Origin of the sequence: Streptomyces sp. NPDC006335 (genome assembly GCF_040612795.1) — a bacterium.
Classification (GTDB): Bacteria; Actinomycetota; Actinomycetes; order Streptomycetales; family Streptomycetaceae; genus Streptomyces.
Map to the genome: position 1 here is coordinate 107,258 of NZ_JBEXQX010000008.1, position 14,569 is coordinate 121,826.

Genomic DNA, 14,569 nt, shown 5'->3' on the forward strand with positions numbered 1-14,569 from the left:
AGCTCGCGAGGGAATTTGTCCTGGGTGTAGCAGTGGGGCGGCCGGGCACTCCAGCCCGGCCAACGACCGCTACTCCGCCGTCGCCTTCCGCTACTCCGCCGTCGCCTTCAGCGCCAGCCACAGCTCCATGCGTACGTCCGGATCGTCCAGGGAGCGGCCCAGGATCTCCTCGACCCTGCGCATCCGGTACCGCAGGGTGTGCCGGTGGACGCCCAGGTCGGCGGCGGCCGCGTCCCACTGGCCGTGCCGGGAGAGCCAGGCCCGCAGCGAGGCGACCAGGTCGCCCCGGCCGGTCGCGTCGTGCTCGCACAACGGCCGCAGCAGGCCGTCCGCGAAGGCCCGCACCGCCTCGTCCGCGAGCAGCGGCAGCACCGATCCGGAGGCCAGCTGCTCGTGCGCCACGTACACCCGGCCCCGCCGCCGGGCCACCGAGAGTGCCTGCTCGGCCTGCTTGTAGGCGACCGCGGCGGCGATCGGTCCCGCGGGAGCCGAGACACCGACGACCAGTTCGTCCGCGTCCCCGGCGCCCGCCTGCTCGCGCGTGCGCGCCGCCTCCAACGCCACCGCGTACTCCGCGCAGGCGGTGACGGCGGCCCCGCCGTCCGCGGCCAGCACCACCAGCCGCTCCCCCTCCGGCACCACGAGCACGCTCTCCCCGGAGCGGGCCGCCGCCGACTCCACGATCTCGGTCAGCGCCCCGAGCGGATCACCTACGGCGCCGGCGGCCGCGGCGAGCGCGGCGGCGGACGGCACCCGGGCGGGGGCGTCGGCGCCGATCCGCACCGACGACACGGCGACCGTCTCCGCCACGACCAGCCGGAAGGGCGCGTCCAGGAGCCCCCCGTACAGGTCGCCCGCGACCGTGCGCGCGTGCTCGGGCTCCCCCGCGAGCAGCATCCGCAGGACGGCCGCCCCGATCCGCTGCTCCGCCGCGTGCAGGGAACGGGAGCGCTCGGTGGTGAGCGTCAGCAGCGCGATCGCCGAGTGCACCGCGTACCGCTCCGCCGTACCGAGCGCGGCAGCCGTCCCCACCGCCAGCGCGGCCCGCGGGCGCCGCCCGGTGCCCAGGGAGTGCAGCTCGACGCGGTCCTCGTCGTCGGGGGTGCCGGTGCCTCCGACCACGGAGGAGGCGGGCGCGGGTCGCTCCCGCAGGCGTTCCACGTCGGCGGTGATGCGCGCGGCCCGGCGGCCGGCCCACTCCGGCGCCGCGGCGACGACGGCGCCCGAGGCGTCGTAGAGGGCCGCCCAGCCCTTCACCTGGGAGGCGAGCGCGGCGAGCAGCCCCTCCGGGCCGTCGGTCAGGGCCTGTCTGGTCAGTTCGCGCTGGGCGGCGAAGCCCGCGGTGACGGACCGGTACTGGTCGGCCGCGATCGCCGCGGACACCGCCTTGCTGATGGCGAGGAAGGGGGTGCGGCGCGGCACTTCGAGCAGCGGGAGCCCCTCGTCGCGGGCGGCGTCGACCAGGGCGCCGGGAATCTCGTCGTAGTTGACCCCGACCGCGAACCCGAGCCCCACCACCCCCGCCCCGGCCAGCCGCTTCACGTACCGCCGCATCGCCTCCGGATCCTCCGCGTCCAGCTTGAGCGCGGTGATCAGCAGCAGTTCCCCGCCCTCCATGTAGGGGACGGGGTCGGCGAGCTCACTGACGTGCGCCCAGCGGACGGGCACGTCCAGCCGGTCCTCGCCCGCGCGCACGGTCAGCTTGAGCGCGGAGTGGTGGACGAGCGAGGCGAGGGTGGGGGGCATGAGGCCTGGGACCTTCGGAGAGGTGTGATCTTTTGGCCGCGGTGTATGAACGACCCGTGACGATTCTGCCTCACCGTACGGTCCTCAGGTCACGTCATGCCCGCAGATCCACCAGCAGCGGCGGCGCGTGCTCACCCGTCACCGTGGTCAGCGACAGCACCGCGTGCCCGGGCGGCACCGCGTGCGCCAGCTCGGACGCGGACCACCGCTCCCGCTCGACCTGCCGTACGGTCACCGCCCGCGCGGTCGGCGCCTTGCCGGTGATGACCCGGCGCACCGCGTGCAGCGCCTTGCCGGCCGGCGTCTCGGCGATGATCTGCCGGTCGGTGACGTCCCGCGCCTCGATCCACTCCTTGCCCCACACCTCGGCGAAGTCCTGCCCGTCCCACGGGGTGAGCCCGGACAGCGCCATCCGGCACCCGATGGCGCCGAGCAGGGGCCCGCGCAGCGGCCGCGGCACGTCGTCCAGCGTGCGCAGCGTCAGCACGACACCGGCGTTGCCGGACCGCAGCCGCTGCACGCCCCGCACGGCCTCCGGTGTGACGACCCCGGTGGCGTCGTCGACGACCAGACAGGCGAACAGCGACCGGTCCTCGCGCACCGCGACGCTCGCCGTGAACTGCGCGAGCACCAGCCGCGCCAGGATCCGGGAGGCGTCGGCGTGCCCGCGCTGGGGCAGGTCGATCCGGACCCGCACGGGATGGTCGAGGGCCTTCAGCGAGAACGGCCGCGACTGCCCGGACGCGTCGAGGTCCGCGCTCTGGAAGAACGTGGCGAAAGCGGGCCGGTCGAGCAGCGCGACCCGGTCCGCGAGGATGCCCCCCACGTCCCCCGGATGCCCCATCTGCCGCTCCCGCGCGTCGAGTTCACGCAGCAGCGACTCCTGCCCGGAGTCCTCCAGGCCCTTCCGCAGCGCGGCCAGCGGCCCGGACGCGCCGTCGAGCAGCTGCCGCAGCTCCGGTACGGAGGGGAAGCGGCCGTGGACCGCCCGGAACGGCCCGAGGAGCTGGGCGAGCACAGTGGTGGACCGCCGGGTGTCGCCTCCCTGATGCGGCTCGGCGAGGTCCCCGACGAGCGCCTCGGCGAGCACGGCGGCGGCTTCGTCCGGATCGGTCGTCCCCCCGTACAGGTCGAGGTCGTACACCGACTCCGGATTCCCGATCTGTACGACGACGTCGTAGGCGTCGGCCGGTCCGAGCCCCGCGCCCGCGGCACCGACCACCACGACGGCGGCCCGCCCGGCGAGCGCGTGCAGACACAGCGACTCGGCGATCGGCCTGACGACGGTCCCGGTCTTCCCGGACCCGGCCGGACCGACGGCGAGCAGCGAGGTTCCCAGCAGCTCGGGTCCGAGCCCGAGCCCGGTCCCCCGGTAGGCGTACGGGTTGCGGGCGTCGTCGGCGGTGGTCCCGAGCCGTACCTGGCCCGTGAGGAGATCGTGCCGGGCGAGCCGCGCGGGCAGGTCCCGCTCCCCGGAGGGGTGCACACAGGCGGCGGCGCCCTCCTGGAGCACGGCACCGGTGAACGTGGCGAGGCTGAACCGGCCACTGCGCACGCCCTGCCAGGCCCGCGCGATCCGGGCATGGTCCACGTCCCGCATCAACCCGGCCCTGGCCTCGGCAGCAAGCCGCTCCGCGGCGTCCACGGCCCCGGCGGCCCGCAGGTCGGGGTACTCGGCGGGGTCTTCTTCGGGGGCGGGCGGGACCTCGTGGGCGGGAACGGCTCGGCGCCAGGCAGGGGGGCCGAATCGGCGCCAGACCTCGCCCCAGCGACTGATCTTCCCGAAGACCATGAAGATCCCCGCGAAGAAGAGCCCTTCATAGACATACGAAAGGGAGCTGAGCCACCCCGCGCGCCCCATCGTCCATGAGTCCGGAGCCATCACGAACCAGGGCCACAGCCAGAAACCGCCCAGGTAGCCGTTGTACAGCAGGGAGCAGAGCAGCCACCCGCAGAGGAACCCGATCACGGCGCCGCTGAGCAGTTGCCGCGTCGGGATCTGCTCCGGCTCCTTCTCCGGCCGGACCTGATGGCCGAAGCGCCAGACACCGGGCGCGGCCTCGGGGCGTGGCGTCCGCAGCCAGCTCAGGAACGCCGAGCCGGGCGGCTGAGGCGGCACCCCGGGCGCATGGGACGGCATCGGCGGCATCGCCCCCCGTGCCCGCGGCACAGGATTCGCATGCGTACCCCGCGCGTCCTGCGTCCCGTCGCTGTCCATCGCCCCTGCTCCCTGACCAGCCGTTCCGTCCACCGTCAGCGGCCAATCTAACGCGCCCGCAAAGGGAGTTCACCGATTGCGGGGCCGAGCCGTCACACCGTCCCGGAAACCGGCTATGTCCACCACGGACAACCCGTCCCCACGACAACGCCCACATGGAGCATGCCCACCCCTCGTCCCCCGCCCTAGCCTGCGAGAAAAGACTGGACAGAGTCCGCGACATCTCCGCCCGCAACACCCCCAGGAGCCCCTCATGACCGCACTTCCGCAGGAGCGCCGCCTCGTCACCGCCATCCCCGGACCCAAGTCGCAGGAGCTGCAGGCCCGCCGGGTCGCCGCGGTCGCGCAGGGCGTGGGGTCCGTGCTGCCCGTCTTCACGGCGCGCGCGGGCGGCGGGATCATCGAGGACGTCGACGGGAACCGGCTGATCGACTTCGGTTCGGGCATCGCCGTGACCTCCGTCGGCGCCTCCGCCGAGGCCGTCGTACGCCGGGCCTCCGCCCAGCTCGCCGACTTCACCCACACCTGTTTCATGGTCACCCCGTACGAGGGCTACGTGGAGGTCGCCGAGGCCCTCGCCGAGCTCACCCCGGGTGACCACGCGAAGAAGAGCGCCCTGTTCAACTCCGGCGCCGAGGCCGTCGAGAACGCCGTGAAGATCGCGCGGGCGTACACGAAGCGCCAGGCCGTCGTCGTGTTCGACCACGGCTACCACGGCCGCACCAACCTCACCATGGCGCTGACCGCGAAGAACATGCCGTACAAGCACGGCTTCGGACCCTTCGCCCCCGAGGTCTACCGCGTCCCGGTCGCCTACGGCTACCGCTGGCCCACCGGCCCCGAGAACGCCGGTCCCGAGGCCGCCGCCCAGGCCATCGACCAGATCAGCAAGCAGGTCGGCCCGGAGAACGTCGCCGCGATCATCATCGAGCCCGTCCTCGGCGAGGGCGGCTTCATCGAGCCGGCGAAGGGCTTCCTGCCCGCGATCAGCCGGTTCGCCAAGGACAACGGCATCGTCTTCGTCGCCGACGAGATCCAGTCCGGCTTCTGCCGCACCGGCCAGTGGTTCGCGTGCGAGGACGAGGGCATCGTCCCCGACCTGATCACCACCGCCAAGGGCATCGCCGGCGGCCTTCCGCTGGCCGCTGTCACCGGCCGCGCGGAGATCATGGACGCGGCGCACGCGGGCGGCCTCGGCGGCACGTACGGCGGCAACCCGGTCGCCTGCGCGGGCGCGCTCGGCGCCATCGAGACCATGAAGGAGCTCGACCTCAACGCGCGGGCGAAGGCGATCGAGGCCACGATGAAGGCCCGTCTGACGGCCATGCAGGACAAGTTCGACATCATCGGCGACGTCCGGGGCCGCGGCGCCATGATCGCCATCGAGCTCGTCAAGGACCGTACGACCAAGGAGCCGAACCCGGAGGCGACCGCCGCGCTCGCCAAGGCCTGCCACCAGGAGGGCCTGCTGGTCCTGACCTGTGGCACCTACGGCAACGTCCTGCGCTTCCTGCCCCCGCTCGTCATCGGCGAGGAACTGCTCAACGAGGGCCTCGACATCATCGAGCAGGCCTTCACCCGCATCTGACGTGCATCTGACGTCACAGGGACGACGCGGCAGGTCGCAAGCGGATCCACACCTTCCGACTCAGCCGTCACAGCCCTGACGTCCCTTGGGATTCGGGGGCTGCGGTGGCGAGCGGCAGAGGGTGTGAAGAAGGTGTGCGAGGTGCTTGTGAGGATGGGATTCTGCCTGTCGTACGCCGTCGCCCTGCCGTAGGTTCTACCCAGATGAGAGATACACCCCGCCCACAGGGGACTGTGGGCGACATCAGGCCGGGGCCTCCCCAGCTTCGACCTGGTCGTGCCCTCGCGCACACAAATGGAGCCTCTGGCTCCGGATCTCCTCACCGATCGGACAGTCGCCCGCCCCAAACCCCCCGGGGCGGCCGACGAACCGATCTGATCGGCCGCCCCGGAACCACCCCCCCTGTTCCGGGGCGGCCGGCCTTCCTCACCCTCCTTCTCGGCATCCCGGCCTTCCTCTTCGCCCTGATCACCTGGCAGGTCGTCGAGGACGGGCCACTTCTGCGTGTCGACGAACGGATCAGCCGCGCACTGATCCACCCGGACCTCGTCTCGGCGGGCCTCGCCGACCTGGGCAATGTCGAGGCCGCGGTGCCCGTCCTCGTCGTGGCCCTCCTCTACGCGGCCTGGCAGGCCCGCCGCACTGGTACAGACCGATGGTGGCTGCCGTCCACCGCCGCCGCCGTCCTGATGGCCCTCGTCCCCGCCCTGGTCGTGCCCCTCAAGGAACTCACCGACCGCCCGGGCACCCCCGTCTCACCCGGGACCGGCTACTACCCCTCCGGCCACACCGCCACGGCCGCCGTCGCGTACGGCGCCGCCACCCTCCTCGTCCTGCCCTGGCTCCGTTCCACCCGGACGCGCCGCGCGCTCGTCGTCGGCTACACCCTCCTCGTCCTCGGCGTCTCCTTCGGCCTGGTCCGCCGCGGCTGGCACTGGCCCCTGGACGTGGTGGGCAGTTGGTGCCTGTGCACGGTCCTGCTGCTCGCGTTCTGGTCTTTCCTGGCACACCTCACCCGCCACTGACCCCCTGACCACACTGAGCGCCGTCGCTGCCGGCGGGGGACGCCCGCAGTGCCGTGCTCCCCCTGCGTACAGGAACCGTCCAGGTCCGCGTCGGCCGCACGGGCGGCCGACGAGAGCGTGGCGGAACCGTCAGGTCAGCCGTCGTCCTCCGTCGCCAGGCCCGCCGCCGCCTCGTGCATCGCCAGTTCGAGCAGCGCCGGGTCGATGAGGACGCCGGAGCCGTCCGGCGGGATCAGCCAGCGCACCCCTCCCCCGGCCACCCGGCCCGGGTACGGCACGACGATCCAGGTGCCGGCGCCGGCCGTACGGATGCCGGTGCCGAGCCAGCGGGCCGCGGTGCCCGGCGGTACGAAGAAGCCCATCCGCGCGTCGCCGAAGTCGACGAGCACCGGGCCGAGCCGGTCGAGGATGCGGGTGAGCACGTCGAGCGTCGGATAGCCGAGGTCGCCCGGCAGGATCAGTACGTCCCAGGCCTTGCCCGCCGGAAGCAGCGCCACCCCGAGGGGGTTGCGCTCCCACTCCCAGCGGCAGGCCTCGGGATCCGGTGCGACGGATGCCAGCCACTCGACCGCCGTCTTCGCCCCAGTCATGAGAAGACCTCCTTCTCTCTCGTCGACGCTGTTCGCGTCACAAGGGAGAGAAGGTTTCCCGGCGAGCATTACGCGGGTTCTGACCACCCGTTGGAGTGAATCAGATCACCTACGATCGTTCAGCTGTCGAATCCCAGACCGAGCTTGTCCATGGTCCGCAGCCACAGGTTGCGCCGCCCGCCGTGCGAGTCGGCGCGCGCCAGCGACCACTTGGTGAGGGCGATGCCGGTCCAGGCGAAGGGTTCCGGCGGGAAGGGCAGCGGCTTCTTGCGCACCATCTCGAGCCGCGTCCGTTCCGTGTCCTGCCCCGCCAGCAGGTCCAGCATCACGTCCGCGCCGAACCGGGTCGCCCCGACGCCGAGCCCCGTGTAGCCGGCCGCGTACGCCACCTTGCCCTGGTGGGCGGTGCCGTAGAACGCGGAGAACCGCGAGCAGGTGTCGATCGCCCCGCCCCACGCGTGCGTGAAGCGCACCCCCTCCAACTGCGGGAAGCAGGTGAAGAAGTGCCCGGCGAGCTTGGCATACGTCTCCGGCCGGTCGTCGTACTCGGCCCGCACCCGGCCGCCGTACGGGTAGACCGCGTCGTAACCGCCCCACAGGATGCGGTTGTCGGCGGACAGCCGGAAGTAGTGGAACTGGTTCGCCGAGTCCCCGAGCCCCTGGCGGTTCTTCCAGCCGATCGACGCGAGCTGTTCCCCACTCAACGGCTCGGTCATCAGCGCGTAGTCGTAGACCGGCACGGTGTACGCCCGCACCCGCTTGACCAGGTTCGGGAAGATGTTCGTGCCGAGCGCGATCCGCCGGGCGCGGACGGAACCGTACGGCGTGCGTACGGCCATGCCGGCGCCGTACGGCTTGAGGGTGAGCGCGGGGGTGTGCTCGTAGATCCGGACCCCGAGTCCCAGGCACGCCCGCTTCAGGCCCCAGACGAGCTTGGCCGGGTTGAGCATGGCCACGCCCCGGCGGTCCCACAGTCCCGCCTCGAAGGTCGGTGAGGCGACCTGCTCGCGCACCGCGTCGGCGTCCAGGAACTCGACGCCGTCGGCGAGGCCCTTCTCCTGGAGCTCCTCGTACCAGTCGCGCAGCTCCCACGCCTGGTAGGTCTCGGTCGCCACGTCGATCTCGCCCGTGCGCTCGAACTCGCAGTCGAGGTCGTGCCGGGCGACCGCCTTCTCGATCTCGTCGAGGTTGCGGGCGCCCAGCTCCTGGAGCCTCACGATCTCGTCGGGCCAGCGGGTCAGCCCGTTGGGCAGCCCGTGGGTGAGGGAGGCGGCGCAGAAGCCGCCGTTGCGACCGGAGGCGGCCCAGCCCACCTCACGGCCTTCCAGCAGGACGACGTCCCGCTCGGGATCGCGCTCCTTGGCGTTGAGCGCGGTCCACAGCCCGCTGTAGCCGCCGCCGACGACCAGCAGGTCGCAGGTCTCGGCACCGGTGAGGGCGGGCTCGGGGTGCGGCCTGCCGGGATCGTCCAGCCAGTACGGCACCGGCCGGGCTTCGGAAAGTGCCTTCGTCCAACGGCTCATGGCGCTCGGGGCCATGATTTCAACTCCCTACGGGGTTCTGCGAAATGCCTGCCGAAAAGACTTACGCCTTTTGCTTGTTGCGGCGGTTGCTGATGACCATGGAGGCCAGGACCAGAAGTACGGCGACGAGGAACATGGTCGTGCCGATGACATTGATCTGGACGGGAGTTCCGCGCTGTGCCGAACCCCAGACGAACATGGGGAAGGTGACGGTCGAGCCCGCGTTGAAGTTGGTGATGATGAAATCGTCGAAGGAGAGCGCGAAGGCGAGCAGCGCGCCCGCCGCGATTCCGGGGGCGGCGATCGGCAGGGTCACCCGGAGGAAGGTCTGGAACGGCCCGGCGTACAGGTCCTGCGCGGCCTGTTCCAGTCGCGGGTCCATCGACATCACGCGCGCCTTCACCGCCGTCACGACGAAGCTCAGGCAGAACATGATGTGAGCGATGAGGATCGTCCAGAAGCCCAGCTGGGCGCCCATGTTGAGGAACAGGGTGAGCAGCGAGGCCGCCATGACGACCTCGGGCATCGCCATCGGCAGGAAGATCAGCGAGTTCACGGCGCCGCGGGCGCGGAAGCGGTAGCGGACCAGCGCGAAGGCGATCAGCGTGCCGAGGACGGTCGCTCCGATCGTCGCCCAGAACGCGATCTGGAGGCTGATGGAGAGCGAGCCGCACATGTCGGCGACCCCGCAGGGGTCCTTCCAGGCGTCCGTCGAGAACTGCTGCCACTCGTAGTTGAAACGCCCCTTCGGTTTGTTGAAGGAGAACACCGTGACGACGACGTTCGGCAGCAGGAGATATCCGAGCGTGATCAGTCCCGCGATGACGACGAGATGGCGCTTGAGCCAGTTGACGAAGGTCATTTAAACCAGATCCTCCGTGCCGGACCTACGGATGTAGAAGGTGACCATGAAGAGAATCGCGGCCATCAGGATGAAGGAGAGGGCCGCGGCCGTCGGATAGTCCAGGATCCGCAGGAACTGCGTCTGGATGACGTTTCCGACCATGCGGGTGTCCGTGGAGCCGAGGAGATCGGCGTTCACGTAGTCGCCGGCCGCGGGGATGAACGTCAGCAGCGTCCCGGAGACCACACCCGGCATGGACAGCGGGAAGGTGACCTTGCGGAAGGTGGTGACCGGCTTGGCGTACAGGTCGCCCGCCGCCTCGTGCAGCCGCCCGTCGATGCGCTCCAGCGAGGTGTACAGCGGCAGGATCATGAACGGCAGGAAGTTGTACGTCAGACCGCACACCACCGCGAGCGGGGTGGCCAGGACGCGGTCGCCGGTGGTCCAGCCGAGCCAGTTGGTGACGTCCAGGACGTGCAGCGTGTTGAGGGCGCTCACCACCGGGCCGCTGTCCGAGAGGATCGTCTTCCAGGCGAGGGTGCGGATCAGGAAGCTGGTGAAGAACGGCGCGATCACCAGCACCATGATCAGGTTCCGCCAGCGGCCCGCGCGGAAGGCGATCAGATACGCCAGCGGATACCCGAGCACCAGACAGAGGATCGTCGCGGCGCCGGCGTACAGGATCGAGCGCAGGAACTGCGGCCAGTAGTCGGACAGCGCGTCCCAGTAGGTGGCGAAGTGCCAGGTGACCTTGTAGCCCGTCTCCAGGGAGCCCGTCTGCACGGACGTGGAGGCCTGGTAGATCATCGGCAGCGCGAAGAAGACCAGCAGCCACAGGATGCCGGGCAGCAGCAGCCAGTACGGCGTGAGGCGGCCCCTCTTGCGCGGGGGCTTCTTCTCGGGCGCGGTCGGGGAGAGCGGCGGGGGCGCCTCGGTGAGCGTCGCCATCAGACCGTCGCCTCTTCCTGGATGCCCGCGTCGATGTCCTGGGCCGCGTCCAGGCCGAAGGTGTGCGCCGGGTTCCAGTGCAGGACGACCTCGGCACCGGGCACAAGGCGGTCGTCCCGGTCGATGTTCTGGGCGTAGACCTCGAACTCGGGGCAGACGGGGCTGTCGATGACGTACTGCGTCGAGACGCCGATGAAGCTGGAATCGGCGATCTTCCCGGTGATCCGGTTGCGGCCGTCGGGGATCTCGCCGGCCTCGTCGGCGTGGGTGAGGGAGATCTTCTCGGGCCGGACGCCGACGAGCACCTTCCCACCGGTCGCCGTGGGCCCGGAGTAGCGCGCCTCGGGAAGGACCAGCTTCCCGCCGCCCGCCTTCAGGACGATCTCGCCACCGCTCTTCGAGTCGACCTCGGCCTCGATGAGGTTGGAGGTGCCGAGGAAGTTGGCGACGAAGGTGGTCTGCGGGTTCTCGTACAGGTCGGTCGGCGAACCGAGCTGCTCGACGCGGCCCGCGTTCATCACGGCGACCGTGTCGGCCATGGTCATGGCCTCCTCCTGGTCGTGCGTGACGTGCACGAAGGTGATGCCGACCTCGGTCTGGATGCGCTTGAGCTCGAGCTGCATCTGGCGGCGCAGCTTGAGGTCGAGGGCGCCGAGCGGCTCGTCCAGCAGAAGCACCTTGGGCGTGTTGATCAGAGCTCTCGCCACCGCGACGCGCTGCTGCTGGCCGCCGGACAGCTGGTGCGGCTTCTTACGGGCCTGCTCTCCCAGCTGCACGAGCTCCAGCATGTCCTCGACCTGCTTCTTCACCGACTTGATGCCGCGGCGGCGCAGGCCGAAGGCGACGTTCTCGAAGATGTCGAGGTGCGGGAAGAGGGCGTAGGACTGGAAGACGGTGTTCACCGGCCGCTTGTAGGGCGGCAGCCGGGTGACCTCCTGGTCGCCGAGGTGCACGGTGCCCGTGGTGGGCTCCTCCAGGCCGGCGATCATGCGCAGGGTGGTGGTCTTGCCGCAGCCGGAGGCGCCGAGCAGGGCGAAGAAGGAGCCCTGCGGGACGGTCAGGTCCAGCGGCTGTACGGCGGTGAAGCCGTTGTCGTACGTCTTGCTGATGCCGGCGAGGCGGACGTCGCCGCTGCCCTCGGTGTTCTTGTTCGTCACGGTGATCACGCCCCAGTCAGCTTCGCGAACTTCTCTTCAAAGGCCGTCTCTTCCTTCGCGCTCAGGGAGCGGAAGGCGTGCGACTTCGCGGCCATGGCCTTGTCGGGGATGATCAGCGGATTGTTCGCCGCATCCGGGTCGAGCTTCTCCAGCTCGGGCTTCACACCGTCGACGGGCGACACGTAGTTGATGTACGCGGCGAGCTCGGCGGCCGGCTTCGGCTGGTAGTAGAAGTCGATGAGCCGCTCGGCGTTCGTCTTGTGACGGGCCTTGTTGGGGATCAGCATGTTGTCGGTCGACGTCATGTATCCGCTGTCCGGGATGATGAAGTCGATGTCCGGGCTGTCCGCCTTGAGCTGGACGACGTCCCCGGCCCAGGCGACACAGGCCGCGAAGTCGCCGCTGGTCAGGTCGGAGGTGTAGTCGTTGCCGGTGAAGCGGCGGATCTGCCCCTTGTCGACGGCCTTCTGGAGCCGCGCGATCGCCGCGTCGTAGTCGTCCGCGGTGAAGTTCGCCGGGTCCTTGCCCATGTCGAGCAGGGTCATGCCGATGCTGTCGCGCATCTCCGACAGGAAGCCGACCCGGCCCTTGAGCTTGGCGTTGTCGAGCAGGTCGGAGATCGACTTCACCTCCTGGCCGTCGAGCGCCTTCTTGTTGTAGGCGATGACGGTCGAGATGCCCTGCCACACGTAGGAGTACGCCCGTCCCGGGTCCCAGTCGGGATCGCGGAACTGCGCGGACAGGTTGGCGTAGGCGTGGGGCAGGTTGGAGGCGTCCAGTTTCTGGACCCACCCGAGCCGGATGAGCCGGGCGGCGAGCCAGTCGGTGAGCACGATGATGTCGCGCCCGGTGTCCTGCCCGGCCGCCAGCTGCGGCTTGATCTTCCCGAAGAACTCGACGTTGTCGTTGATGTCCTCGGTGTACTTGACCGAGATGCCGGTCTGCTTCTTGAACTGGTCGAGCGTGGGGTGGTGCTTCTCGCTCTCGTCCACGTCGATGTACTCGGTCCAGTTGGAGAAGTTGACGGTCTTCTCCTTGGCCGAGTGGTCCTCCGCGGAGACGCCGCCCTGGGTGTTGCCGGCCGCGGGGATGCCGCAGGCGCTCAGCGTGCCGAGGCCGCCGACCGCGAGCGCGCCGCCCGCGGAGGCACGCAACAGGGACCGCCGGGTCATGGCGGCCCGGCCGTTTCGGAAGCTGCGCCGCATGGCGGCCACTTGGGCCGGGGACAGGCGGTCGGGCTCGTACTGCTCCATGCGCTGGTGCCCTTTCGGGAAAGTGGGCGGCCGCGGGTCGGGCGGCCTGGATACGTCACCCGGCGGTAGCCGGAAATCGGTTACAGCCGGTCCCCGAAGATCGTGCGGTGCCAGTCCTTCGCCGCCACCGCCGTGTTGTCGAACATAACGTGCTTGATCTGGGTGTACTCCTCGAACGAGTACGCGGACATGTCCTTGCCGAAGCCGGACGCCTTGTACCCGCCGTGCGGCATCTCGCTGATGATCGGGATGTGGTCGTTGACCCACACGCACCCGGCCTTGATCTCCCGGGTGGCCCGGTTCGCCCGGTAGACGTCCCGGCTCCAGGCGGAGGCGGCGAGCCCGTAAGGGGTGTCGTTGGCGAGGCGGATGCCCTCGTCGTCGCTGTCGAACGGCAGCACGACCAGCACCGGCCCGAAGATCTCGGACTGGACGATCTCGCTGTCCTGGGCGGCGTCGGCGACGAGCGTGGGCTTGTAGTACGCCCCCTTGGCGAGCTCCCCGCCCGGTGCCTCGCCACCGGTCACCACGCGCGCGTAGGCACGCGCACGGTCGACGAACCCGGCGACCCGGTCCCGCTGGACGTGCGAGATGAGCGGCCCGAGATCGGTTCCGGCGGTGAACGGGTCGCCGAGCCGGACGGTCTCCATCAGTGCGGCGGTGCGCTCCACGAACGCCTCGTACAGCGGCCGCTGCACGTACGCGCGCGTGGCGGCCGTGCAGTCCTGCCCGGTGTTGATGAGCGCGCCCGCGACGGCCCCGTTGACGGCGGCCTCCAGATCGGCGTCGTCGAAGACGACGAAGGGGGCCTTGCCGCCGAGCTCCAGGTGCAGCCGCTTGACGGTGGCGGTGGCGATCTCGGCGACCCGCTTGCCTACGGGCGTGGACCCGGTGAACGAGGTCATGGCCACGTCGGGATGCCCGACCAGACGCTCACCGGCCTCCTTGCCGGTCCCGGTGACGATGTTGATGACACCGTCGGGGATCCCGGCCTCGGTGGCGGCCTGAGCGAAGAGAAGCGAGGTGAGCGGGGTGATCTCGGCGGGCTTCAGCACGATGGTGTTCCCCGCGGCGATCGCCGGGAGGATCTTCCAGGCGGCCATCTGGAGCGGGTAGTTCCAGGGCGCGATGGACCCGACGACCCCGATGGGCTCGCGCCTGACGTACGACGTGTGGTCCCCGGAGTACTCCCCCGCGGACTGCCCCTGAAGATGCCGGGCCGCTCCCGCGAAGAACGCGGTGTTGTCGATGGTCCCCGGGACGTCGAACTCCCGGGTCAGCTTCAGCGGCTTCCCGCACTGGAGCGACTCCGCGCGGGCGAAGTCCTCGGCACGGTCGGCGAGCACGGCGGCGAACCGGTGCAGGGCGTCGGACCGGTCACCGGGAGTGGTGGCCGCCCACCCCGGGAAGGCCGCGCGAGCCGCGGCGACGGCGGCGTCCACGTCCTCGGCGCCCGCCAGCTCATAGGTGAAGACCTCCTCACCGCTCGCGGGATCGACGACCGCGTGCGTGCGGCCGGAGGTCCCCTTGGTGAGACGTCCTCCGACGAACTGCGCACCCTCGGCGAACCGCTCTTGGGCCGCGAACCGGTCCGGGATGGCACTGCCCGGGTTGTGCATGTCGCTCTCCTCCGCCGTCACCCCGCGGTTATCGCGGGCGGGTGGCGTAGCTCCAGCT

11 protein-coding genes are annotated in these 14,569 nt (G+C 70.6%); 2 read left to right on the plus strand and 9 right to left on the minus strand.

Features of this window, described 5'->3' with window-relative positions; genetic code table 11:
• Positions 1 to 90 precede the first annotated feature (90 nt).
• Both ABZ098_RS22985 and ABZ098_RS22990 read right to left on the minus strand, forming a co-directional pair.
• Positions 91 to 1,746: a PucR family transcriptional regulator gene (locus ABZ098_RS22985; RefSeq protein ID WP_356593957.1), complete on the minus strand. Its 1,656-nt coding sequence runs from the start codon at positions 1,744 to 1,746 to the stop codon at positions 91 to 93.
• Positions 1,747 to 1,840: 94 nt separating this feature from the next.
• Positions 1,841 to 3,964, minus strand: coding sequence for an ATP-binding protein (locus tag ABZ098_RS22990; protein ID WP_356593959.1), 2,124 nt, complete (start codon positions 3,962 to 3,964; stop codon positions 1,841 to 1,843).
• A 253-nt stretch (positions 3,965 to 4,217) separates the two neighbouring features.
• Here ABZ098_RS22990 and gabT point away from each other — a divergent pair, with 253 nt between their 5' ends.
• Both gabT and ABZ098_RS23000 read left to right on the plus strand, forming a co-directional pair.
• The gene (gene gabT / locus ABZ098_RS22995; RefSeq protein WP_356593961.1) at positions 4,218 to 5,552 is read left to right on the plus strand and encodes a 4-aminobutyrate--2-oxoglutarate transaminase; all 1,335 of its coding nucleotides are present in this window, start codon (positions 4,218 to 4,220) and stop codon (positions 5,550 to 5,552) included.
• Between the two features lie 233 nt (positions 5,553 to 5,785).
• Entirely contained in the window at positions 5,786 to 6,577 is a 792-nt protein-coding gene (locus ABZ098_RS23000; RefSeq protein ID WP_356593963.1) for a phosphatase PAP2 family protein, read from the plus strand.
• 134 nt (positions 6,578 to 6,711) lie between these two features.
• Here ABZ098_RS23000 and ABZ098_RS23005 read toward each other — a convergent pair whose 3' ends face one another.
• The 7 genes from ABZ098_RS23005 to ABZ098_RS23035 all read right to left on the minus strand — a co-directional run bounded on the left by ABZ098_RS23005 (position 6,712) and on the right by ABZ098_RS23035 (position 14,511).
• Entirely contained in the window at positions 6,712 to 7,167 is a 456-nt protein-coding gene (locus ABZ098_RS23005; RefSeq protein WP_356593964.1) for a hypothetical protein, read from the minus strand.
• Positions 7,168 to 7,286: 119 nt separating this feature from the next.
• Positions 7,287 to 8,705, minus strand: a complete 1,419-nt coding sequence (locus ABZ098_RS23010; protein ID WP_356593966.1) for an FAD-dependent oxidoreductase — start codon at positions 8,703 to 8,705, stop codon at positions 7,287 to 7,289.
• A 46-nt stretch (positions 8,706 to 8,751) separates the two neighbouring features.
• Positions 8,752 to 9,552: an ABC transporter permease gene (locus ABZ098_RS23015; protein WP_356593968.1), complete on the minus strand. Its 801-nt coding sequence runs from the start codon at positions 9,550 to 9,552 to the stop codon at positions 8,752 to 8,754.
• Positions 9,553 to 10,482 carry an ABC transporter permease gene (locus ABZ098_RS23020; protein ID WP_356593970.1) on the minus strand — a complete coding sequence of 310 codons (930 nt, stop codon included), beginning with the start codon at positions 10,480 to 10,482 and terminating at the stop codon, positions 9,553 to 9,555.
• Positions 10,482 to 11,648: an ABC transporter ATP-binding protein gene (locus tag ABZ098_RS23025; protein ID WP_356593972.1), complete on the minus strand. Its 1,167-nt coding sequence runs from the start codon at positions 11,646 to 11,648 to the stop codon at positions 10,482 to 10,484. The genes ABZ098_RS23020 and ABZ098_RS23025 overlap by 1 nt, the downstream gene beginning before the upstream one ends.
• On the minus strand, positions 11,645 to 12,892 hold the full coding sequence (locus ABZ098_RS23030; protein ID WP_356593974.1) for a spermidine/putrescine ABC transporter substrate-binding protein: 1,248 nt from the start codon (positions 12,890 to 12,892) through the stop codon (positions 11,645 to 11,647). Before ABZ098_RS23030 ends, ABZ098_RS23025 begins: the two co-directional genes overlap by 4 nt.
• A gap of 80 nt (positions 12,893 to 12,972) precedes the next feature.
• Complete coding sequence (locus ABZ098_RS23035; RefSeq protein WP_356593976.1) at positions 12,973 to 14,511, minus strand: gamma-aminobutyraldehyde dehydrogenase; 1,539 nt, start codon at positions 14,509 to 14,511, stop codon at positions 12,973 to 12,975.
• Positions 14,512 to 14,569 lie beyond the last annotated feature (58 nt).

Excerpts from the sequence above, each read along its gene's own strand:
- ABZ098_RS22985 (WP_356593957.1), bottom strand. The coding sequence starts at position 1,746 with ATGCCCCCCACCCTCGCCTCGCTCGTCCACCACTCCGCGCTCAAGCTG.
- ABZ098_RS22990 (WP_356593959.1), bottom strand. The coding sequence starts at position 3,964 with ATGGACAGCGACGGGACGCAGGACGCGCGGGGTACGCATGCGAATCCT.
- gabT (WP_356593961.1), top strand. The coding sequence starts at position 4,218 with ATGACCGCACTTCCGCAGGAGCGCCGCCTCGTCACCGCCATCCCCGGA.
- ABZ098_RS23005 (WP_356593964.1), bottom strand. The coding sequence starts at position 7,167 with ATGACTGGGGCGAAGACGGCGGTCGAGTGGCTGGCATCCGTCGCACCG.
- ABZ098_RS23010 (WP_356593966.1), bottom strand. The coding sequence starts at position 8,705 with ATGGCCCCGAGCGCCATGAGCCGTTGGACGAAGGCACTTTCCGAAGCC.
- ABZ098_RS23015 (WP_356593968.1), bottom strand. The coding sequence starts at position 9,552 with ATGACCTTCGTCAACTGGCTCAAGCGCCATCTCGTCGTCATCGCGGGA.
- ABZ098_RS23020 (WP_356593970.1), bottom strand. The coding sequence starts at position 10,482 with ATGGCGACGCTCACCGAGGCGCCCCCGCCGCTCTCCCCGACCGCGCCC.
- ABZ098_RS23030 (WP_356593974.1), bottom strand. The coding sequence starts at position 12,892 with ATGGAGCAGTACGAGCCCGACCGCCTGTCCCCGGCCCAAGTGGCCGCC.
- ABZ098_RS23035 (WP_356593976.1), bottom strand. The coding sequence starts at position 14,511 with ATGCACAACCCGGGCAGTGCCATCCCGGACCGGTTCGCGGCCCAAGAG.